This window comes from Bradyrhizobium sp. 141, assembly GCF_023074055.1.
GTDB lineage: Bacteria > Pseudomonadota > Alphaproteobacteria > Rhizobiales > Xanthobacteraceae > Bradyrhizobium.
Genome location: NZ_JADPKR010000045.1, coordinates 139,227 through 159,030 on the forward strand (window position 1 = coordinate 139,227; position 19,804 = coordinate 159,030).

Annotated in this window: 25 protein-coding genes; 9 read left to right on the forward strand and 16 right to left on the reverse strand. The window is 64.0% G+C overall.

Annotated features, from left to right (window positions below; all coding sequences use genetic code 11):
• Positions 1 to 4: 4 nt before the first annotated feature.
• Positions 5 to 466 carry a heme-binding protein gene (locus IVA81_RS12905; RefSeq protein ID WP_247317156.1) on the reverse strand — a complete coding sequence of 154 codons (462 nt, stop codon included), beginning with the start codon at positions 464 to 466 and terminating at the stop codon, positions 5 to 7.
• A 101-nt stretch (positions 467 to 567) separates the two neighbouring features.
• On the opposite strand from IVA81_RS12905, the gene IVA81_RS12915 reads away from it, so the two are divergent.
• From IVA81_RS12915 to IVA81_RS12930, 4 genes are all read left to right on the forward strand, one after another.
• Entirely contained in the window at positions 568 to 1,455 is an 888-nt protein-coding gene (locus IVA81_RS12915; RefSeq protein WP_256469333.1) for a LysR family transcriptional regulator, read from the forward strand.
• A 319-nt stretch (positions 1,456 to 1,774) separates the two neighbouring features.
• Positions 1,775 to 2,101, forward strand: a complete 327-nt coding sequence (locus IVA81_RS12920; RefSeq protein ID WP_247317173.1) for a hypothetical protein — start codon at positions 1,775 to 1,777, stop codon at positions 2,099 to 2,101.
• Positions 2,102 to 2,183: 82 nt separating this feature from the next.
• Positions 2,184 to 3,290, forward strand: a complete 1,107-nt coding sequence (locus IVA81_RS12925) for a tetratricopeptide repeat protein (RefSeq protein WP_247317190.1) — start codon at positions 2,184 to 2,186, stop codon at positions 3,288 to 3,290.
• Between the two features lie 28 nt (positions 3,291 to 3,318).
• On the forward strand, positions 3,319 to 4,044 hold the full coding sequence (locus IVA81_RS12930) for a hypothetical protein (RefSeq protein ID WP_247317193.1): 726 nt from the start codon (positions 3,319 to 3,321) through the stop codon (positions 4,042 to 4,044).
• A gap of 126 nt (positions 4,045 to 4,170) precedes the next feature.
• On the opposite strand, the gene IVA81_RS12935 is transcribed toward IVA81_RS12930, so the two are convergent.
• The 6 genes from IVA81_RS12935 to IVA81_RS12960 all read right to left on the reverse strand — a co-directional run bounded on the left by IVA81_RS12935 (position 4,171) and on the right by IVA81_RS12960 (position 8,828).
• Complete coding sequence (locus IVA81_RS12935; protein ID WP_247317196.1) at positions 4,171 to 4,875, reverse strand: hypothetical protein; 705 nt, start codon at positions 4,873 to 4,875, stop codon at positions 4,171 to 4,173.
• 244 nt (positions 4,876 to 5,119) lie between these two features.
• On the reverse strand, positions 5,120 to 5,269 hold the full coding sequence (locus IVA81_RS12940; protein WP_007591825.1) for a hypothetical protein: 150 nt from the start codon (positions 5,267 to 5,269) through the stop codon (positions 5,120 to 5,122).
• 71 nt (positions 5,270 to 5,340) lie between these two features.
• A complete protein-coding gene (locus IVA81_RS12945; protein ID WP_247317850.1) occupies positions 5,341 to 6,162 on the reverse strand; it encodes a tetratricopeptide repeat protein in 822 nt (273 codons plus the stop codon).
• A 32-nt stretch (positions 6,163 to 6,194) separates the two neighbouring features.
• Entirely contained in the window at positions 6,195 to 6,878 is a 684-nt protein-coding gene (locus IVA81_RS12950) for a substrate-binding domain-containing protein (protein ID WP_247317199.1), read from the reverse strand.
• 18 nt (positions 6,879 to 6,896) lie between these two features.
• Positions 6,897 to 7,598 (reverse strand): GrlR family regulatory protein, encoded by a 702-nt coding sequence (locus IVA81_RS12955; RefSeq protein ID WP_247317853.1) that lies wholly within the window; start codon positions 7,596 to 7,598, stop codon positions 6,897 to 6,899.
• A gap of 195 nt (positions 7,599 to 7,793) precedes the next feature.
• Positions 7,794 to 8,828, reverse strand: a complete 1,035-nt coding sequence (locus tag IVA81_RS12960; protein WP_246929930.1) for a glutamine synthetase beta-grasp domain-containing protein — start codon at positions 8,826 to 8,828, stop codon at positions 7,794 to 7,796.
• Positions 8,829 to 9,367: 539 nt separating this feature from the next.
• Here IVA81_RS12960 and IVA81_RS12965 point away from each other — a divergent pair.
• Positions 9,368 to 9,571: a DUF2735 domain-containing protein gene (locus IVA81_RS12965; protein WP_247317203.1), complete on the forward strand. Its 204-nt coding sequence runs from the start codon at positions 9,368 to 9,370 to the stop codon at positions 9,569 to 9,571.
• A gap of 113 nt (positions 9,572 to 9,684) precedes the next feature.
• Here the strand turns inward: IVA81_RS12965 and IVA81_RS12970 are convergent, their stop codons facing one another.
• Complete coding sequence (locus tag IVA81_RS12970) at positions 9,685 to 9,996, reverse strand: MliC family protein (protein WP_247317205.1); 312 nt, start codon at positions 9,994 to 9,996, stop codon at positions 9,685 to 9,687.
• 70 nt (positions 9,997 to 10,066) lie between these two features.
• Between IVA81_RS12970 and IVA81_RS12975 the strand changes: the two genes are divergently transcribed.
• Positions 10,067 to 10,810: a tyrosine-protein phosphatase gene (locus IVA81_RS12975; protein WP_247317208.1), complete on the forward strand. Its 744-nt coding sequence runs from the start codon at positions 10,067 to 10,069 to the stop codon at positions 10,808 to 10,810.
• A 23-nt stretch (positions 10,811 to 10,833) separates the two neighbouring features.
• Positions 10,834 to 11,514 (forward strand): SDR family oxidoreductase, encoded by a 681-nt coding sequence (locus tag IVA81_RS12980; RefSeq protein ID WP_247317226.1) that lies wholly within the window; start codon positions 10,834 to 10,836, stop codon positions 11,512 to 11,514.
• Here the strand turns inward: IVA81_RS12980 and IVA81_RS12985 are convergent, their stop codons facing one another.
• Complete coding sequence (locus IVA81_RS12985) at positions 11,515 to 11,862, reverse strand: GrlR family regulatory protein (RefSeq protein WP_246929940.1); 348 nt, start codon at positions 11,860 to 11,862, stop codon at positions 11,515 to 11,517.
• A 140-nt stretch (positions 11,863 to 12,002) separates the two neighbouring features.
• Here IVA81_RS12985 and IVA81_RS12990 point away from each other — a divergent pair, with 140 nt between their 5' ends.
• Together IVA81_RS12990 and IVA81_RS12995 are read left to right on the forward strand one after the other, a co-directional pair.
• Positions 12,003 to 12,710 (forward strand): DUF2161 family putative PD-(D/E)XK-type phosphodiesterase, encoded by a 708-nt coding sequence (locus IVA81_RS12990; RefSeq protein ID WP_247317230.1) that lies wholly within the window; start codon positions 12,003 to 12,005, stop codon positions 12,708 to 12,710.
• Between the two features lie 73 nt (positions 12,711 to 12,783).
• Positions 12,784 to 13,089 carry a hypothetical protein gene (locus tag IVA81_RS12995; protein ID WP_247317233.1) on the forward strand — a complete coding sequence of 102 codons (306 nt, stop codon included), beginning with the start codon at positions 12,784 to 12,786 and terminating at the stop codon, positions 13,087 to 13,089.
• An 80-nt stretch (positions 13,090 to 13,169) separates the two neighbouring features.
• Here IVA81_RS12995 and IVA81_RS13000 read toward each other — a convergent pair whose 3' ends face one another.
• The 7 genes from IVA81_RS13000 to IVA81_RS13030 all read right to left on the reverse strand — a co-directional run bounded on the left by IVA81_RS13000 (position 13,170) and on the right by IVA81_RS13030 (position 19,743).
• The gene (locus tag IVA81_RS13000; RefSeq protein ID WP_247317236.1) at positions 13,170 to 13,781 is read right to left on the reverse strand and encodes a GNAT family N-acetyltransferase; all 612 of its coding nucleotides are present in this window, start codon (positions 13,779 to 13,781) and stop codon (positions 13,170 to 13,172) included.
• 151 nt (positions 13,782 to 13,932) lie between these two features.
• A complete protein-coding gene (locus tag IVA81_RS13005) occupies positions 13,933 to 14,334 on the reverse strand; it encodes a PaaI family thioesterase (RefSeq protein WP_247317239.1) in 402 nt (133 codons plus the stop codon).
• A gap of 257 nt (positions 14,335 to 14,591) precedes the next feature.
• Positions 14,592 to 15,794, reverse strand: a complete 1,203-nt coding sequence (gene kynU, locus IVA81_RS13010; RefSeq protein ID WP_247317242.1) for a kynureninase — start codon at positions 15,792 to 15,794, stop codon at positions 14,592 to 14,594.
• An 8-nt stretch (positions 15,795 to 15,802) separates the two neighbouring features.
• A complete protein-coding gene (gene kynA, locus IVA81_RS13015) occupies positions 15,803 to 16,642 on the reverse strand; it encodes a tryptophan 2,3-dioxygenase (protein WP_247317297.1) in 840 nt (279 codons plus the stop codon).
• 36 nt (positions 16,643 to 16,678) lie between these two features.
• Complete coding sequence (locus IVA81_RS13020) at positions 16,679 to 17,488, reverse strand: alpha/beta hydrolase (protein WP_247317302.1); 810 nt, start codon at positions 17,486 to 17,488, stop codon at positions 16,679 to 16,681.
• 198 nt (positions 17,489 to 17,686) lie between these two features.
• Positions 17,687 to 18,964, reverse strand: a complete 1,278-nt coding sequence (locus IVA81_RS13025; RefSeq protein ID WP_247317320.1) for an ArgE/DapE family deacylase — start codon at positions 18,962 to 18,964, stop codon at positions 17,687 to 17,689.
• Between the two features lie 53 nt (positions 18,965 to 19,017).
• Entirely contained in the window at positions 19,018 to 19,743 is a 726-nt protein-coding gene (locus IVA81_RS13030; RefSeq protein ID WP_247317323.1) for a pyridoxamine 5'-phosphate oxidase family protein, read from the reverse strand.
• Positions 19,744 to 19,804: the final 61 nt, after the last annotated feature.

Here is a 19,804-nt window from a genome sequence, read left to right on the forward strand (position 1 = left end):
GCCATCAGGCACCGAAGGCCGCAAGTCCTGCCGAGGCGGCCTGCGTATCCTGGGTCGACTGCATGCCCGAGACTCCGATCGCCCCGATCACCCTGCCGTCGCGCAGAATCGGAAGGCCGCCCTCCAGAGGCGTCAGGTTGGTCATGCCGAGCAACCGCCAGTGAAGGCCGCCATCCGCCAGCGCAGATTCGAATGCCCCGGTCGGCCGCCTGAAGTCGACGGCTGTCTTCGCCTTCTGCTGCGCCACGAGCACACTGCCATGCTGCGCCTGGTCGAGGCGATACAGCAGGACGAGATGGCCACCGCTGTCAGTGACGGCGATCACCATCGGCCAGCCGTGACGTTGCGCCTCGGCACGCGCCGCATCGGCCACGCGCGTCGCCTCATCGAGCGTAATCGGGTCGCCATAGAGAGGGGTCAAGGCCGCCAGAGGGGCTTTTGCCGCGCAGTTGTCGGGTTTCGTCATGGAATGGTCCTCGTTATTGCAGCCCATTCACAACACATCACACTTCTGATGATAATAGCTGCAAATGTGGATAGATTATCTCATTTTTCGGGAGATCCTCGCTGGCCTCGCTTGCTGATTACGCGGTATTTCTGGCCGTCATTGACGAGGGCAGCCTGACGTCAGCGGCAACGCGGCTTGGCCGATCGCTGCAGTCGGTGAGCCGTTCGCTTGCGCGACTTGAAGACGATCTTGGCATGGAGCTGGTCTCGCGAACGACGCGGCGCCTGCATCCGACACAAGCAGGCCTCGAATTCGCCGGCCGCATCCGCTTCGCGCTCACGACCATCGACGCTGCGCGTGAAGATCTGCTTGCCAGCGACCGGCGGCTTGCCGGCACCATCCGCGTGGGCACGTCGAGCCTGTTCGGCCCTGAATATGTGACTCCCGTCCTGAGTGAATTCCTGGCGCGGAATCCGGAGATCGACCTCGAACTTGTGCTGTCCGATGACCGTGTCGATCTCGTCGCCGAGAAGCTCGATTTTGCCATTCGCATCGGCAACCTGCCGGACTCGAATTTGCGGATTCGGCAGCTCGGTGGACTGAGCTGGGCCGTGTTCGCTTCACCGGCCTATCTCACCGCTCATGGCCGTCCTGAAAATCCAAGAGACCTTTCCGGCCACGAGTGCGTGTTGCGCGCGAGCGATGACGACCGATGGGCCTTTGGTGACAAGAGGCGGCGCGTCGAAGTTCATGGTCGGTTTCGGTCGGAAAATGCAGCAGCGCGCAACGCGGCCGTCGCGTCCGGCCTTGGCATCGGGCTGGCTCCGCTCTGGCAGGTTCGCAGGCTCATCGATCAGGGTATCGTCGAGCAAATCCTTGTCGGTCACGAGCCGCGGCCTATCCCGCTGCAGATTGTCTGGCCCAAGCGAGGGGCGGGCGCGATGCCTCGACGGGTACGCGCCGCCATCGAGTTCCTCGTCGCGCGGCTTTCCGCGCTGCGGATCTAATCGAACCAATGCAACATGATGGGCACGCCTGCTCTCTTCGACATGGCACCGAGCGAGAAATTTCTGTCCATGGGATCATGCGACGAGCTGTTTCCGGAAAAATAGGAAGCGCTCGACACTTGCAGACCACTATTTGCGGGTGTTCGCGTCGGACGCGAGGGCTTGCGATCGCCGAGATGCTCGTAGATTCTATCCGGCCGATGCGCCGCAAATGGGATCAAGTTCTGTGTTTTTCCGCTCCGTCATTGCCCCAGTAGTCGTTTTGGCGCTCTCCGCAGCCCCAGGACCCGCCACGGCCGCCCGTGCGGCCAAGCCAAGATTGGACCCCATCACCGACTTCATGCGCATCCACGGTCGGCCCGATTCCGTCGATCTCGTCGGCAAGCACAACCGCGCCTACCATTGGCGATTGACCACAGACGTAAGCTTCTCGGACGACGCGTTGGTGACCCGCGAGAAATTCACCTGCAACGTAACGGTGCTGGCATCAGCGAGTGGACGTATCCTGCGCATAGCTGTCGAACCGCTCAATCCCGGTGCGGCGGCGATCGCTTCGATCGGAGCGTTCGGCCCGCTCTGCGAAAAGAACTTCGGCCTGAGGCCGCACGCCTCTCCGGGCACGACACTGCGCGCCAAGGCGCGATGAGAGTTCGACCTGGTCGCGCCGAATCGATGTTACGAACAGAAGCACTTCGTGATTTTCATTACGTCCGGAGGCCCGTCGTTTGATGATCGAAAGCCATCTTGCTCATATCGCCCAGCTGGAGGCCAAATTTGGCGCCGAGAGCGACGAGGTGGCGACCGCGCTCAACACCCTGGCTTTTCTGATCTGCCAGTATGGCGAACCGGCAGAGGCGGTGCCCTATTTCGATCGCAGCATCACGATCCGCGAGGCGCTGCACGGCCCGGCATCGCTACTGCCGCAGCTCGAACAATGGATCGATCAGAAGGGGCCGGTCCAATTCAAGCATCTGGAGCCGTTCGTGCTGGGGCGTCTCGAAATCATGGCCGCCACCTGGGGCGAGATCGATCCGAGAATTGCCGAGGAGTGCGATCGCATCGCCTCGCGATATCTGTACCGGAACGAGCCTGCGCAGGCCAAGCCGTTCCTCGAGCGAAGCCTCGCCATCAGGACGGAGCTGCACGGCGCCGAGAGCGACGAGGTCGGCCGGGCCCTCCAACGATTGTTCGACGCCTGCCTTCGCACCAGCGAGCACAAGCTGGCCGCCCGTCATCGCGAGCGCTGCATTGCCGTTGCCGAACGCCTGCACGGCGCGGATAGCAAGGAGGTTGCGGCGACGCTGGTCGCTCTTGCGCTCGCTGCTATCGCCGCGAGCGAGCAGTCGCAGCGCGACAGCGCCAAGAAGGACATGCGCCGCAACGCCCACGCCATGTGCGAGCGCGCCGTGTTGATCCAGGAGGCGCTATTCGGGCCGGACAGCCTGCAAGTGCAAAAGACACTGGAGGCCGCAGCGCGCGCCCATCTCGACTGCCGGGATTTTCACAACGCTGAACCCCTGCTCCGGCGCCTGCTCGATATCTGCGAGCGAAGCTACGGCAACGATGCCGCCGCGCTGCTGTGGATCCTGGCCAATTTGGCACAGATTTATGCGTACGACCGGTCGCGGCACGCCGAACCAATGCTGGAGCGATGCTTGGCGATCCTGCGGACCTTCCTCGACGTCAGGCGGCCGACGATGACGACCCGGATCGATGATCTGCCGGAAAACCGCGGAGCGCTCTACAGCGGCAACGCCTCGGGCCTGCTGGAGATGCTGATCCGTACTTCGGAGACGATTGACTACAACACCAGGAAGCGATGGGAGGGGAGCTAGTCCCCGGATAGGGTCACGCGGCCACCAGATGACAAGCTACGACAGAGAGAAGCTGCGCTGCTATTGCTGCGGCAAGAGCTCCGAGCAAACCGTGCTGATGAGCACCAATTCCTTCGGCTCGCCGGACCTTGACCAACGGCCGGCAGGGATGGCGCGTTCGACCATCGCGAGCCGGCTGCTGGAATGTCCCTATTGCGGTTACGTCGCCGGCAGTATCGATCGGGGCGATGCGAAGGCGCGGGCCTTCCTCGACACTGCCGAATTCCGCGCCGCGTCATTGGAGCCATTTTCCGATCCGGCGGCGCGCCGCTTCCTGGTGCGCGCCGCGCAAGCGGCCTATGAGGGCGACCGGAGGGCTGCGTTCACGTATATGCTGGCGGCAGCATGGGTTGCCGACGACAAGAAGCAGACCTCGCAGGCGACGGCGTTTCGTCTCAGGGCCGCCGAGCAACTGGGAGACGGCCCGATCCGGTCGATCGATACCCGCCTGGAACTGCTCGACGTGCTCCGGCGCGCATCGAACTGGGAGCGCGCCGCGGCGCTGGCCGACGAATTGACCGCCGAGGGGCTCGGACATCCCTTCGCTCCGATTGTGGCCTTTCATCGCCGCAAGCTCGCAGCAAAAGACAGCGGCCGCTACACCATCCAGGAAGCGCACAGGAGGGAGAGAGGAAACGACGAGGCCAACGCCGAAATGCTGAAGCTGCTGGCGCATCACCTGCAGAAGCGGCGTACGCCGGGTTCGCCCACGTGATTGGATCAACGCGACAGACGCTGCTGCCCGCAATGTTCCGCAGCCCTGCGGAAAGCTTCGCAGTGGATGGAGCGATCGATGGCTTGCACAAATCCGCGCTGCACTTGAAGACGACGCCGAGTAAGATCAGGCCCGCCGCATCAGCTTGAGCGAGGCCGCCAGCCGCAGGCTCCGCTTGCCGGCGAGCGCGATGCCTTCGAGCTCGCCGCTATCCGCGGTGCAGCTTCCGGAGAATCCGATCCCGACCTCGAAGCCGCCGAAAACCGGGTTTTCGCCTTTCGCCGGCGTGTGCTCCTGGTTCAGCATCTCGCCCTTCCAGCGGCCGTCCGCCGAGGAATAGGAGCCGAGATAGTAGAAGAACGCATCGCCGCCGAGGATGCGGCCGTCGATCAGCAGCATCACGCCGGAGAGGCCGGCATGGACACCATCGAGCGCGCTCAGGCTCATCCCGTACAGCCCGTTGGCGATGCCGCCCTGCCCGATCGTGCCCCGGGGCGGCAGCGCCCCATCATCGAGCCGCGTGAGATTGGCCCAGAAATTGGCGCCCGGCATCGTGTTCGCACTGCCCTGAAGACGGATCTCGTTCCCGATCAGCCGGCCGCGTGCCCCGATCGCGGCGACGTCGGCGCCCATCAGCGGCTTGTAGTTGGGATCGAGGTTATGCCGCTCGGTGATCACCTCGGCGATGATCTCGCCGCCCTGCTCGGCATAGGTGCCGAGATGCGCGAAGCCCGAATTGCCGCCCAGCATCTTGCCGTCATGCAGGCACATGATGCTGCGCCCGAACGCATCGTTGACGCCGTATTCAACCTTGTAGAGTCCGTCCAGCAACGCAATAGACTCGCAAAATCGGAAAAGAATCGCGGCTACCTAGCATTACCGCCGCCGCTCGGCCATCCGGCTTTTCCGCCAAGGGGCCTTGCGGGACCTCCGCTGCCACGATGCCATCATGCCCCTGTTTTGCCCGACGGGTCAACCATCAATTTCGCTTAATCAGCAGTGAGCGATTTCAAGGGCTTGGCTACTGTGCATGGGGTTGTTTTCGCGTTTATCTTTGCCGCAAGGCTCATCAGGATCAGTGACGCTTGAAATACTGCACCTCGCGCTCGTGCTTCTCGGCTGCCGCACGGCTCCTGAAGGTCCCGAGGTTACGACGCTTGCCGGTCTTCGGATTCACCTTGCGTGAGTAAAGGCGGTATTCGCCCGACGCCAGTTTGCGGATCATGTCCATGCTCCCATGTGTCTGGACGTCAACTTCGGACGCGCGAGCCAGGTTCCGTCAAATCCTGGCTCTGTTCAGAAGCACAGCGTGGTGACGAGCTTGCCCTGTTTGTCCTTGATCGCGTAAGGGCAACGCAGCCGCTCCAGCGCCTTCTTGGCATCCTCGTCGCCGAGCGCCGCGGCGCGCTCGTAATAGGCTTTCGCGGCGTCCTTGTCCTTCGGCCCGCCGCGACCTTCCTGCGCGAAGGCTCCCATCCGCTCCAGCGCGCCGGGATGATTTTGCGCGGCCGCCTTTTCGAACAGCGCGCGCGCCGCGACGTCGTCCTTCGCGCCGCCTGCGCCTTCGGAGAGCATCAGGCCGAGCTGGTACTGCGCTTCCGCGTTGGTCTCGGCAGCCTTGCCGAGCAGCGCACGTGCCTGCGCGGGATCGGCCGGCGCAGCGCCGCCTGCGCCGCCGAGCGCAGCGAGATTGCTGACGCCGCGGGGATTGCCTGATTGCGCCGCCTTCTCGAACAGTTTTCGCGCCTGTGCTTCGTCCTTGGCGATACCGGAGCCGGTGCCATAGGCAACACCGAGCTCGACCATGGCCGCGCTCGATCCCTTGTCGGCCGCCTTGCGCCAGGCAGCGATCGCCTCTGCCGTCTGCCGGTTGGCCGCATAGGCGCGGCCGAGCGCGAACATCGCACGGCGCGAGGACGGCGCGGCCTGTTTGCAGAACTTGATCGCGGTCGCGACGTCGGCGGATGCGATCTCGCTGACGCCCCTCACGTCGGCCGGTTTGTCGGGATCGCTGGGATCGGCCGCCACGCGATCGCACAGAACGAGATCGGCTGATTGCGCATACGCAGTCAGGGGCGTGGCGAGTGCAAAGAGGATGACAACCAGACAAGTCCGCATGGACATGACGTTGCGTCCCCGCTCCGGCAAATTCAAGGCTCGAGTCCCGATTGGCGCAGGACGGGCACGACCTCCGGCGAAGCCAAATAGCGCAGCAGGCGGTCGGCGGCATCGGCCTGTTTTGCGTTCGCCATGCGGCCGGCGGAGAACACCGCCGGCGTCTGCAATTCATGCGGGATCGGTCCCATTACCTCGATGCCTTCGACCTGCTTCAGCTCGCTGATCTGCTGAACGGCAAGATCGGCCTCGCCGCTGACGAGGCGCTGCGCCGTAAAGCCCTGCTCGACGATGGTCGCCTTGGCGTTGATCTCGGCTGCGATCCCCATCCGTACGATCAACTGGGCGAAGTAAACGCCGCTCGCGCCAAGCCGCGAATAGGCTACGGACCGCGCCGCAAGCAGCGTCTTCCGCAGCGCTGCTTCGCTTCCGATATCGGGGTGCGCCTGCCCTGCCCGCACGGCAATGCCGACATAGGAGCGCGCCAGATCGGCCGCGCCGCCCGCGAGCACGCGCCCCTCCGCGATCACCTCGTCCAGCCCCTCGCGCGTGAGGATCACGAGATCGGCGGCCTCGCCGTCGCGCAAGCGTTTCAGCAGGGCCAGGGTCGGCGCGAAGTCGGCGTCGACATGGATGCCTGTTTCAGCCTCGAAGGCGGAGGACAGGCTGCGCATCGCGCCCATCAAGCCGAGCGTCGAAAGCATACGAATGTTTTGCATGAGCGAGTCCCGTCGCAATCAGGCGCGGTGCATCAGCTTGAGCGCGGCGGTCAGGCGCAGGCTGCGCTTGCCGGCGAGTGCGGTCGCCTCCAGCACCGCCTCTTCCGCGTCGTAGCTGCCGGAGAAGCCGATGCCGACTTCGTGGCCGCCGAAAATCGGATCGTCCTTGGCGGGCGTGTGCTCCTGGTTGAGGATCTGGCCCTTCCAGCGGCCCTTCGCGGCGGTGTAGCTGCCGAGATAATAGAACGCGGCATCGCCGCCGAGGATGCGGCCATGGTTGAGCAGCATCACGCCGGTGAGACCGCCGTCGAGACCGTCGAGCATCCGCAGATGGATGGAGTAGAGACCATCAGCGATGCCGGCTTCGCCGACGCCACCGGCGATCGGCACCTCGTCCTCCGTGATCGGCGTCATCACCGACTGGAAGGGGATGCCCGGCAGCTCCTTCAGCTCGCCCTTGAAGCGATAGAGATCGCCATCGGCCCAGCCCTTGGCGAGCAGGGTGGCATCATCGGTGCCCGCCATGGCGCGGTAGTTCGGATCGGGGTTATGGCGGACGGTGCTGATCACGACATCGACGCCGCTGTCAGTCTTCTCGTAAGTGCCGATATGGGCGAAGGCCGAATTGCCGCCGAGCATCCTGCCGTTGCCGGCATGCATCACGCTCCGGCCGACGGTGTCGCCGAGCTGAAATCTCACCTTGTAGAAGCCTTCAAACACCAGCCGTGTCCCCGGCCCTGCGCGCATCCAGTCTCACTCTATCTCGCATTCCGCGGCGGTGGACAAGTTTCACGAGCCAGGGCTCGGCAGGCACAGGAACGGCCGTCATCCAAATGCAAAAATCCGCCGGAGCCTTGCAGCTCCGGCGGATTGAGACCAACCCGGGCCAGCCCCCCAGCCCGGGCCGGGAGGATCTTAGGCCGCGGCCTTCTTGTCTGCCGGCACGGACGCGATCGTCTTCAGGATCTGGGAAGCGATCTGGTATGGGTCGCCCTGCGAGTTCGGACGACGGTCTTCCAGATAGCCCTTGTAGCCGTTGTTGACGAAGGAGTGCGGAACGCGGATCGAGGCGCCGCGGTCGGCAACGCCGTAGCTGAACTTGTTCCACGGCGCGGTCTCGTGCTTGCCGGTCAGACGCTTGTCGTTGTCCGGGCCGTAGACGGCGATGTGGTCCATCAGGTTCTTGTCGAAGGCGGCCATCAACGCCTCGAAATACTCCTTGCCGCCGACCGAGCGCATGTACTCGGTCGAGAAGTTGGCGTGCATGCCGGAGCCGTTCCAGTCGGTGTCGCCGAGCGGCTTGCAGTGGAATTCGATGTCGATGCCGTACTTCTCGGTGAGGCGCAGCATCAAATAGCGAGCCATCCACATCTGATCGGCAGCGGTCTTGGAGCCCTTGCCGAAGATCTGGAATTCCCACTGGCCCTTGGCGACTTCCGCGTTGATGCCTTCATGGTTGATGCCGGCAGCCAGGCAGAGGTCGAGATGCTCTTCGACGATCTTGCGGGCGACGTCGCCGACGTTCGAGTAGCCGACGCCGGTGTAGTACGGACCCTGCGGAGCGGGGTAGCCCGAGGACGGAAAGCCGAGCGGACGGCCGTCCTTGTAGAAGAAGTACTCCTGCTCGAAGCCGAACCAGGCGCCGGCATCGTCGAGAATGGTGGCGCGCTTGTTGGAGGCGTGCGGGGTCTTGCCGTCGGGCATCATGACTTCGCACATCACGAGCACGCCATTGGTGCGCGCGGCGTCCGGGAAGACGGCGACCGGCTTCAGCACGCAATCGGAGCTGTGGCCTTCGGCCTGCTGCGTGGAGGAGCCATCGAAGCCCCAGAGCGGAAGTTGCTCGAGCGTCGGGAACGACGCGAATTCCTTGATCTGAGTTTTGCCGCGCAAATTCGGGGTCGGCGTATATCCGTCGAGCCAGATGTACTCGAGCTTATACTTGGTCATTGAGCCTCTCTGTAGATGATGCGAAAGGTTGGGGGCCCTGGGGCCCCCGAACGTTTTGTACCCGGCCACCATCGGCCGGCCCTTTACAAGCATTTGTCGTGCCAAAAGGCCGCAGTGCCAGAGGTTTTCCACCGCGGCCGAGGTTGCCTTGCCGCGAGCAGACCGCGTCCGGCGATATGCGTCATAGCCGCGCACCTTCGCGTGTAGCTGCAGCGCAAAAAACCCGGGGAAATCGCCCGATTCTGATGCAGACGACCCCGTGCTGGAAGTTGCCGATGAAACGCGCATCAACGTCCAGCAATTTTCGCAAAGTCGACCACCCCTGCTCAGCAACCTTTGCAATGGCCCAGGCATTAGTCACCAACAGCGTGCCTTAGGGGATGCAGACCTCTGCCTGCCCACAAATTGGGCGGCAACTGATTTCCTTTTCAGCACTTCCCAATTCGGGGGGCGCGGCCGATATGGGGATTCCGGTAACCACAATCGAACGAGTCGGGCGCACCATGGAGGCTAAGGCGCTTCGACCAAGGAGAATCGCAATGATGAACAATGGTCTGAGTCACGGATCGGCAACGATCTACCAATTTCCGGTCGGGGGCCGCGCAGCTCTCGCCGGACGCCGCTATGGCGAGACCCGCCTTCCTGCCGATCACGCCTCGCTTCCCGCGAACGCCTCGATCTGCAGCGACAGCTGGTACCACCAGGACGCGGTCGACGAAGCCAAGCCGAAATGGGATCGCTGATGCCCGTGCTTGGTTTGAAACCGCGGCGCTCGCGCAAGCGCCCGGCGGCAGTTCAAAAAGGGTCGAAACAAAGATGTTTCGGCCCTTTTTGATTCTCGCGTGAACGACGCCGTTCAAATCACCGCGCAGGCCGTCGCCGGCCGCTTCAGATGCTTGACCGTGATGGTCCCCGTCTTGCCGATGGTCAGCGTGATACCGGCCCCCGCATAGCGTATGCCGGAGACAGTCAGCCGCTTGGTGAGCGTGACCGGCTCGCCGTCGATCTGAAGAAAAGCGCGCTTGTCGTAGTCATAGAGCCCAACGATGAACTGCGTCCCGTCGGTGCAGCGGTAGGTCTGGAACGTCTGCGCTCCAGCCTGCCGCGCGCCGGAAATTCCAACTGCCAGCATGGTGATCCCCAAAAGAATGGCCTTGTGCCGGACCATGATCGCCCCCTGTAATACCTCAAGGACGCCACCTCGTGCGTCCAATGGAACCATAACCGAAGCCGATCCCATGTCAGATTCCCCTGCCCGCCACCTCGCCTTGCAAGGCGCCAGCAATTTTCGCGATCTCGGCGGCTATCCGACGTCCGATGGCCGCACCACGCGCTGGCGGCACATCTTCCGCTCCAACCATCTCGGCCAGCTCACCGCCGCCGACGTCGAGATCGTCCGCGCGCTGGGCGTGCGAAGCGCGTTCGATTTCCGCGGGCTGGAGGAGCGTGCGGCCGGCATCTGCGTCGTGAACGAGATCACGGTGCATTCGCTGCCGATCGAGCCGAGCGTGGTCGCCGCGCTGCGCGCCGAACTCGCGAGGGGCACGCTGACCGCGCCAGTCGCCCTCGAGCTCATGCGCGAATCCTATCGCAACTATGTCCGTCACCATACGCATAGCTTTCGCAATCTGTTCGGCCATCTCCTGGAGGACCGTGCGCCGCTGGTGATCCACTGCACCGCCGGCAAGGACCGCACCGGCTTTGCCAGCGCGCTGATCCTCCATGCGCTCGGCGTACCCGATGACGTCATCGCCGAGGACTACCTGCTCACCAACCAGCACTACAAGCGCGATGCGACGGCGGCCATCGACCTGTCGGAAGACGTGCGCAATGCCATCGGCAGCGTCGAAGCCTCTTACCTTGCCGCGGCTTTCGAAGCGGTCGGCAAGGAATACGGCAACATCGAAACCTATTTGCGCGACGGGCTCAACCTCGGCACGGCGGAGCGGGCCGCGCTGAAGGCGCGCTATCTGCAATCATAGGCCGCCGCGCCGGGAGAACGATGATGCAAGACAAGGTCCTAATCGTGACAGGGGCACTCGGCGCGCTCGGCACGGTGGTGGCGGAGCTCGCACGGTCGCGCGGCGCGCGTGTCGCCAGCATTGATCATGCGCCTTCACAGAGCCCCGCAACGCCCGACCGCATCGAGATCGGCGGCGTCGACCTGTCCGACGCAATCCAGGCGAAGACAGCAGTCGATGCGGCGGCAAAGCATTTCGGCAGGGTCGATGCGCTGATCAACATCGCCGGCGGCTTCGCGTTCGAAACCGTCGGCGACGGCGACATCAAGACCTGGCAGCGCATGTACACGCTGAATGTCCTGACCGCGCTCAACGCCTCGCGCGCGGCGCTGCCGCACCTTGCCGCGTCCAAGGCCGGCCGCATCGTGAATATCGGCGCCATGGGCGCGCTCCAGGCCGGCAGCGGCATGGGGCCCTATGCGGCCTCGAAGGCAGGCGTGCATCGCCTCACCGAGGCGCTCGCCAACGAGTGGAAGGGCAAGGTCACGGTGAACGCGGTGCTGCCGTCGATCATCGACACCAAGGCCAACCGCACCGACATGCCGAAAGCGGACTTCTCCACATGGGTGACGCCGCAGGAACTCGCCGAGGTCATCCTGTTCCTCGCCAGCGACGCCGCGAGCGGCGTCACCGGCGCGCTGATCCCCGTCGGCGGGCGGGTGTGATCAATCCGGCACCAGCAGCCGCAGATTGCCTTTGAAACGGATGCTCTGTTTGCCGGCGAGCGCCATGCCTTCGCCATAGGCGCTCTCGTCAGTGTAGGTGCCGCTGAAGCCGATGGTCACGATTTTGCGGCCCCACACCGGGCGCTCGTCGAACGAGGGCGAGTGCTCCTCGTTCGTCAACTCGCCCTTCCACTTGCCGCCAGACGAAGTGTAGCTGCCGTAGGCGAAGAAGAATGAATCGCCACCCCGCATGGTGCCGTCGCGCAGCACCATGACGCCTTGATTGCCGCCCTGCACAGCATCCAGCATTTCGATACGGATGTGATAAAGCCCGTTCCTGATTGTCATCTTCGTCAAGCGCCCGGCGGTCCCGCCCGCAGGATAACCGTACCATCCGGTCCCGATCAAATGGTGCAGAGCCCCGAGTCCGATCCCGGCTAGACTGCCGGCAACTGATTCTCCGATCGGACCTCACCCGGAACCCTCCCTTGGAAACCGCGCTTTACCTGCCCGTCAAACGCTTCCTCGAAGAGCTCGGCTTCACCGTGAAGGGTGAGATCGGCGGCTGCGATCTCGTGGGCCTCAGCGCCGGCGATCCGCCGGTGGTGGTGATCGGCGAGCTCAAGCTCGCCTTCAATCTCGAGCTGATCCTGCAGGCGGTCGACCGCGCGCCGGCCGGCGACGAGGTCTGGATCGCGGCAAAGATGTCGATTCGAGGCAAGGGACGCGAGAGCGATTCGCGCTATCGCAATCTCTGCCGACGGCTCGGCTTCGGCATGCTCGGGGTCACCGATCGCGGCCAGGTCGAGGTGCTGGTAAAGCCGCCGACGGCGGCGCCGCGCCGCGAGCCGAAGGTCCGTTCGCGCCTCGTCGCCGAGCATCAGCGCCGCCAGGGCGATCCCGTGCTCGGCGGCAGCACCCGCGCGCCGATCATGACAGCCTATCGGCAGCAGGCGCTGGCCTGCGCCTCGGAGCTCGCCGGTGGGCCACGGAAAGTGCGAGAATTGCGCGAACGCTGCCCTGACGCCGGCAAGATCTTGCTTAACAATGTGTATGGCTGGTTCGAACGGGCGGACCGGGGAATCTACGGGCTTACTGAGGCCGGACGCGCCGCCCTGAAGCGCTGGCCGCAACCACGGATTGAGATCGATGCCGGTGTCGCGTCACACCCTGACATCCGACCGGTGCATAGCTGAGATGCCACACCAATTTCATATTGCAATGCAACATTCGTGGCACTAGGTATCCCGGCATCAAAACGAGGCCGTTATGAACGCAGACTGGAATACCAAATATGGCACGCGGCGCGTCCGCCATGATCCGCCCACCTTGGACGAGGCGATCTTCGCCGCCATTGGCATCACCGACGATCATGAGCAGCAGGCCGAGATCGCCGCAGCCTTGATGGGCATGCCGCTCGATGTCGTGCAGGCCGAGGTGAAGAAGCAGGCGCGCACCAACAGCCGCATCACTGCGACGCGCGTGATCGCCGGCGAACAGGGTGCACAGCGCTCCGTCGTGGTCGAACGCCGCGTCGTCCGCCGTTTCGGCAACGACAAGCGCACCGGCACCTGAGCGCGTGGTCGTCTACCCCAATACAAAAGCGGACCGGTTTTGCCGGTCCGCTTTTTTGATTCCGGTCCTGCCTTTTTAGGTCAGGCGGCGCGATTGCCGTACATGCTCGAGATGATCTTCCAGCAGGTCGAGTTGAAGCTGAGAAGAGCGCGACCGGCTGTGAACGGCGAAGCCGCGAGATCGGCCAGTTCGGCCTCAGGCGTCTTGGCGAGATCAATGGTGCCGGTCGATTCGCCGTGGCGGAAAGCCAGATGCGCGCCGAACTTCCTGGCGAGCGCCCGCATCGCGTGGTTCTCGGCGCCCGTGGTGATACGCAGGCGCTTATAGCCTTTCCAGCGCGCCTCCGCGACCAGGCGGCGGAACAGCACGGTGCCGACGCCCTGGCGGCGTGCAGAGGCTTCCACGCTGAAGGCGACTTCAGGCAGAGAATCGTCTTCCTCCGGATGCAGTTCGGCCGCACCGCGGACAACGCCGTCAACGATGTAAGCGACGATCACAGTGCCATCTTCGGCACAGCGCGCGGCGTATCGCTCGATGAAGCTGTCGTCGAGAAAACCGTTGAAACGATCGTGCCGGCTTTCGGCATCGAGTCTCAGCAGATGATCGCGCAGAAGCGGCAATTCTTCCTGCTGGCTCAAGGTCCGCACATAGCCCGGAACGGACGGCATGCGGGTAGTGTCTTCAAGTGCCACGTCAAAACTCCTCTTGGTGTCCCTCGAGGAGGCGTTCGAATCCCTAGATCCCCAATATTGTGCGTCGCAACATCCTTTTCAAGCCGGGAACCTGCCCAAGTTTCAGGCATGAGGGGCGCCTAATTCGTTAATGAGATCAAAGCCCCCGTATTCATACGAGGACAAGCTGGGTCTGGGTCACCACCGCGACCAGCTTACCGTCTTCGGTCTCCAGCCGGGTGGTCCAGACCTGGGTCCGCCGGCCCCGGTGAACCGGGGTGGCGATCGCGATGACCGTGGTTCCTTCCTTGGCCCCACCGATGAAATTGGTCTTGCTCTCCAGCGTGGTCGTGCCCTTGGCGTCGTCAGGCAGGTTGATCACGGTCGCCGCCGCGCCAACGGAATCGGCCAGCGCCATCACGGCCCCGCCATGGATGGTGTGGTGAAGCGTGCAGAGATCGGGCCGGACCGTCATCCGCGCCACCACGCGGTCCTTCTCGGCCTCGACGAACTCGACGCCCTTGAGCTCGGCGAACGGCATCTTCATCGCTTTAAGTTTTTCGAGCGGCGTCATCAGATGTCCTCCCAATCCATTGTTGTGTCAGCGTGAATGGCTTCGCGCGGCAAGGCAATGACGTCTGAGGTAATGGCCGCGCTGACTTCGGCACGCAGCGCCAACCCTCGCGTGTCCCGGACGCGCTGCAACGCGTAGCGTTGCTGCGCAGCGCCGGGACCCATCTCGCCACGATTTCGGTGTTGCGTGGGCCCCGGCTCTGCAGCGCATCACGCCGCAAGTGCGGCGCGCTGCGCTGCGTCCGGGGCACAGCAGAATCACGTCACCGCGTTCACGACCTGATATTCCGGCCGTCGCCACACCTCGCCCGCAATCACCTCCTCGATGATCTCGGCCGCCTTCAACACTTCGCCCTCGCCGATATAGAGCGGCGTGATGCCGAACCTCATGATGTCAGGCGCGCGGAAATCGCCGATGACGCCACGGGCGATCAGGGCTTGCATCGCGGCATAGCCGCCGTCGAAGGCGAAGGAGACTTGCGAGCCACGGCGATCATGCGCGCGCGGGGTGACCAGCTTCAAAGACGGGCAGCGGCGTTCGACTTCCGCGATCAGCAAGTCACCGAGCGCCAACGAGCGGGCGCGGACCTCCGCGATATCGACACGGTCCCAGATGTCGAGTGAGGCCTCCAGCGCCGCCATCGCCAGCACCGGTGGCGTGCCGACGCGCATACGCTCGACGCCGCCCGCGGCCGCATAGGCAAGCTCGAACGCGAAGGGTTTTGCGTGGCCCATCCACCCCGACAGCGCAGCGCGCGCGCTGTCGGCGTGGCGCGGTGCGACGTAGAGGAAGGCCGGCGCACCAGGGCCGGCGTTGATGTATTTGTAGGTGCACCCCGCCGCGAAATCGGCGCCGCTTCCGGCGAGATCGACCGGCAACGCGCCTGCGGAATGCGCGAGATCCCAGACCGTGACGATACCGAGCGCATGCGCTTTCGCAGTCAGATGCGCCATGTCGTGACGGCGGCCGGTGCGGTAGTCGACCTCGGTGATGTAGAGCACCGCGACCTCCTCCGACAGCGCGGATTCGATCTCCTCCGGCGCAACCAGACGCAATTGATGGCCGCGCCCGAGCGTGGCGATCAGGCCTTCGGCCATGTAGAGATCGGTCGGAAAGTTGCCGGTGTCCGACAGGATGATCTTGCGCGACGCGTTCATGTCGAGCGCGGCGGCGAGAGCCTGATAGACCTTGAGCGACAGCGTGTCCCCGACCATCACCGAGCCGGCTTCCGCGCCGATCAGTCGCGCGATGCGATCGCCGACATGGCGCGGCTGGGCGTACCAGCCCGCGGTGTTCCAGGCGCGGATCAGCTCAACGCCCCACTCCGTCGTGATGACGCGGTTGACGCGCTCGGCAACGCCTGATGGCAGCGCGCCAAGCGAATTGCCGTCGAGATAGATCACGCCACCCGGCAAGTGGAACAAAGCTTTGGTGTCGTCATAGACGCGATATCTGGTCATGGGCATTTCTACAGAATCGTGCGGACGCGCCAGAGTTCGGGGAACAGCTCCACCTCCAGCATGCGCTTGAGATAGCTGACACCACCGGTGCCGCCGGTACCGCGCTTGAAGCCGATGACACGCTCGACCGTTGTCACGTGGTTGAAGCGCCAGCGGCGGAAATAATCCTCGAAGTCGACCAGTTTCTCGGCGAGCTCGTAGAGCATCCAATGCGTCCCCGGCGCCTCGTAGACGACGCGCCAGGCCTGCAGCACGCCTTCGTTGAAGCTGTGGGTCTCGCGAACATCGCGAGCCAGCACCGCGGCCGGCATCTTGAGCCCGTTGCGGTCGGCGAGCCGCAGCACTTCGTCATAGAGGCTGGGTGTCGCGAGTTCGGCTTCGAGCAGCTTCGTCGTCTCCACATCGTGCGCGTGCGGCTTGAGCATGGCGTGATTGCGGTTTCCTAGCAGGAATTCGATCAGCCGGTATTGCCGCGACTGAAAACCCGAGGACTGTCCGAGCTGAGAGCGGAAGCGCGTATACTCGCTGGGCGTCATGGTGCGCAGCACGTCCCAGGCGTTGTTGAGCTGCTCGAAGATGCGCGACATCCGCGCCAGCATCTTCATTGCAGGCTGCACCTCGTCGTTGGCGATGGCGCGGCGCGCAGCGCTGAGTTCGTGGATGGCAAGGCGCATCCACAGTTCCGTGGTCTGATGCTGGATGATGAACAGCATCTCGTCATGCGCTTCGGAGAGCGGATGCTGCGCGCCAAGGATCGCATCCAGCGCCAGGTAGTCGCCGTAGGACATCCGCCGGGCGAAATCGGTCTCGGCGCCTTCATTCGCAGGATCGTAATCGCTGGACGTCATGGGCAGGCCCTTTCGAACGATCTTCCCCGTCTTTGCTCAGTCGAGGCCGATCAGGCGCGCGGTGATCGGCGACGACGGATCCTTCAGTCCGTCGATCACGGTAAAATGGTTCAGCCCGGGATCGACGACGAGGCGGGTCGGCACGTCGAAACCGGTCCAGATATTGGCCATCAGATCCGACTGGCGAATGAATTCAGGCCGCTCGCCGCCACCGACCCAGGCCGTCACCGGCGAATGTCCGCGCGGCAGGTGCAGCGCCGCGCTTTCGAGCGTCGCCTCTTCCATCGTCATGCCGAGCGTCTCGTTCATCCGGGTCTTCAGCAGCGGACGAAGGTCGTGCAGGCCGCTAATCGAGAGCGTGCCCGCGATACGGTTGAAGACGGCAGGCTCGAGCCGGCTGTCGTCGCACAGCATGCGCGTGACGAGGTGGCCGCCGGCGGAATGGCCGGCAAGCCGGATCAACCCTGCGACGAGCGAAGCCGCCTTGGCGATCGCGGCAGTGATCTCGGCGGTGATGTCGGAGATGCGTGCGACCGGTGTCAGCGTGTAGCTCGGCAACGCCACCGTCCAGCCGTGGTGGCGCGCACCTTCGGCGAGATCGGTCCATGTCGACTTGTCAAACCGCATCCAGTAGCCGCCATGCACGAAGACGACGAGACCCTTGCTGTCGCCGTCGGGCAGGATCAGGTCGAGCTTCTGGCGCTCGCCCGCGCCATAGGCGATGTCGGCGCGAAAGTTCTTCAGCCCGGCACGATACGCCGCGGCTCGCTCCGCCCACAGCCCTGGCATCTTGTCCGAGCCGGCGATATGGGCCGAATTGGCATAAGCATCATCCCAATCGCGCATTGTGACTCCCGAGGACTCGTCCAGCGAACCGGCCGCCAGTCTGCCACCGGTCACTGCCGCATCCTAGTCTCTATTTTAAGCTTAAAGGATTTGCGAGCGCTCCAGCCATGGTGCCGTAGGGTGGGCAAAGCGGAGCGTGCCCACCAGTTCGTTCGCGAGAGAAGGAAGACGGTGGGCACGGCGCGAACGGAGCGACGGCTACGCCTTCTCCACTCCGCACCATTCCGCGATGAACAGCGCCATCGCCTTGGTCGTTTTCTTCAGCGATTCCAGCTCGACATATTCGTTGAAGCCGTGCATCTCGCCGCCGCTGGCGCCGAAGCACAGGCTCGGGATACCGTGGTTGAGGCCATAAAAGCGAGTGTCGGTGAGCGCGGTGAAGACGAGGTCCTCGACCGCGCCGCCATAGACCTTGTCGAACGCTCTGCCAAACGCAGCCTCCGGCGCGGCGGCGTCGGTCAGTTCATAGCCTTCCGACAGGAAGCCCGACCATTCGATCTCCGGCGGATTGTTGACGAGGAAGCGGTGGTTGCGCGCCGCGGCAGCGACGCAGGCCGTGATCTCCTTCTGGTGATCGGCGATCGACCACCCCGGCAGAACCGCGATCCGGCAATCGACATCGCACCAGGCCGGCACGCTGGAGGCCCAGTCGCCGCCCTTGATGATGCCGGGGTTGAAGTTGATGGGGTGATTCAACGTCTTGAAGTGCCGATCGGCCTTGGCACGCTCGTTCCACTCGACCTCGAGCTTTTGCAGCGCCTGTATCAGGTGATAGGCGGCCATGATCGCATTCGCCCCGGAGCCGGCAAAGGCAACATGGGTCGGATGGCCCTTCACGCGCAGGCGAAACCAGATCACGCCGACCTGCGAGCGCACCATCTTGCCGCCGGTCGGCTCCGGAATGAAGCAGGCGTCCGCGCGATAGCCGCGCTGAAGCGTCGAGAGCGCACCGACGCCGGTGCTCTCCTCCTCGATCACGGACTGGAAGTGGATCCGTGCCGTCGGCCTGAAGCCTGCGGCCTTGATTGCATCGAGCGCATAGAGCGCGCCGATCGTGCCCGACTTCATGTCGCAGGCGCCGCGGCCGAACATCTTGCCGTCCTTGATGACGGGCGAGAACGGCGGCGTGTCCCACAGTTCCAGGGGACCAGCGGGCACCACATCGCAGTGCCCCTGAAGGATCAGCGATTTGCCGCCGTTGGTTTGCGGACGGTAGGTGCCCACCACCGAGCGTGCTTTGGAGAAATCATGCTCGATCGGGCCGAAGCCGCGCAGGTCCCTGAGGTCGTCGACGTCGATGTGCCAGTCGTCGACCTCATAGCCACGCTCGCGCAGGAGGTCGCCGATCATGTCCTGACACGGCCCCTCCGCCCCGCGGGTCGAAGGGATCGCGACGAAATCGCGTGTGGTGGCAAGCTGGGCTTCGAAGCCGGCATCGACGGCGTCGAGAATCCTCTGCTGCGTTTCGGCATTCATCAGGCAACTCCAGGCATTCCAATGGTCCCAAGGAGTGCGCAAACTAACCGATTTCAGCCGTTCGGGTACTCCACAAAATAAGCATCCCGCAATGCATCTTCGAGCAGCCGGCCCTCGGAATAGCCATTCAACGTCGCAGGGCGCGTGACGCCGTCGAGCAGGCGCGGGCACGGTTCCGGCGCGCCGATCACGGTGCGGACCGGGATGCGCTCGGCATAGATCGGCAACGCATAGTCCTCGTCGTCGTCAGCGACGCCCTTGGCGCGGACCTTGGCCGAAGCTTCCTCGATCTCCATGGCGATGAAGGACGTCGCCTTGATCTCCTGCGTGTTGCTCGCTCGCAGGCCGGCGGTGCGATCCGGGAAGAAGCGGTCGACCATCGCGATCACCGCGCGCTCCTTCTCCTCGGGATCGGTGACGAGGTAGGCGGTGCCGAACGCCATCACCGCGCGGTAGTCGGCGGAGTGATTGAAGCCGCAGCGCGCCAGCACGAGGCTGTCGAGATGGGCGACCGTGAGACACGCGCGCTCGCCCTTGGTCTGATTGCGCAGCATCCGGCTTGCGCTCGAGCCGTGCCAGTAGAGCTTGGTGCCCTCGCGCCAGAAGAAGGTCGGCGTGCAATAAGGCTGGCCGTCAATCACGTAGGAGACGTGGCAGAGCATCGAGGAATCCAGGATGCGATGAACCGTATCGTGATCATAGAAGCCGCGATCGTGCCGGCGCTTCACCTGGTTGCGCGCCGATGTCGGATAGGAACTTGAGGTCTCGGTCTGGCTCACGGCCGCTCCTGCTCGGATTGGAGGATCTGGAAGCAGTTGTAGCGGCGCATTTGGTCTGCGA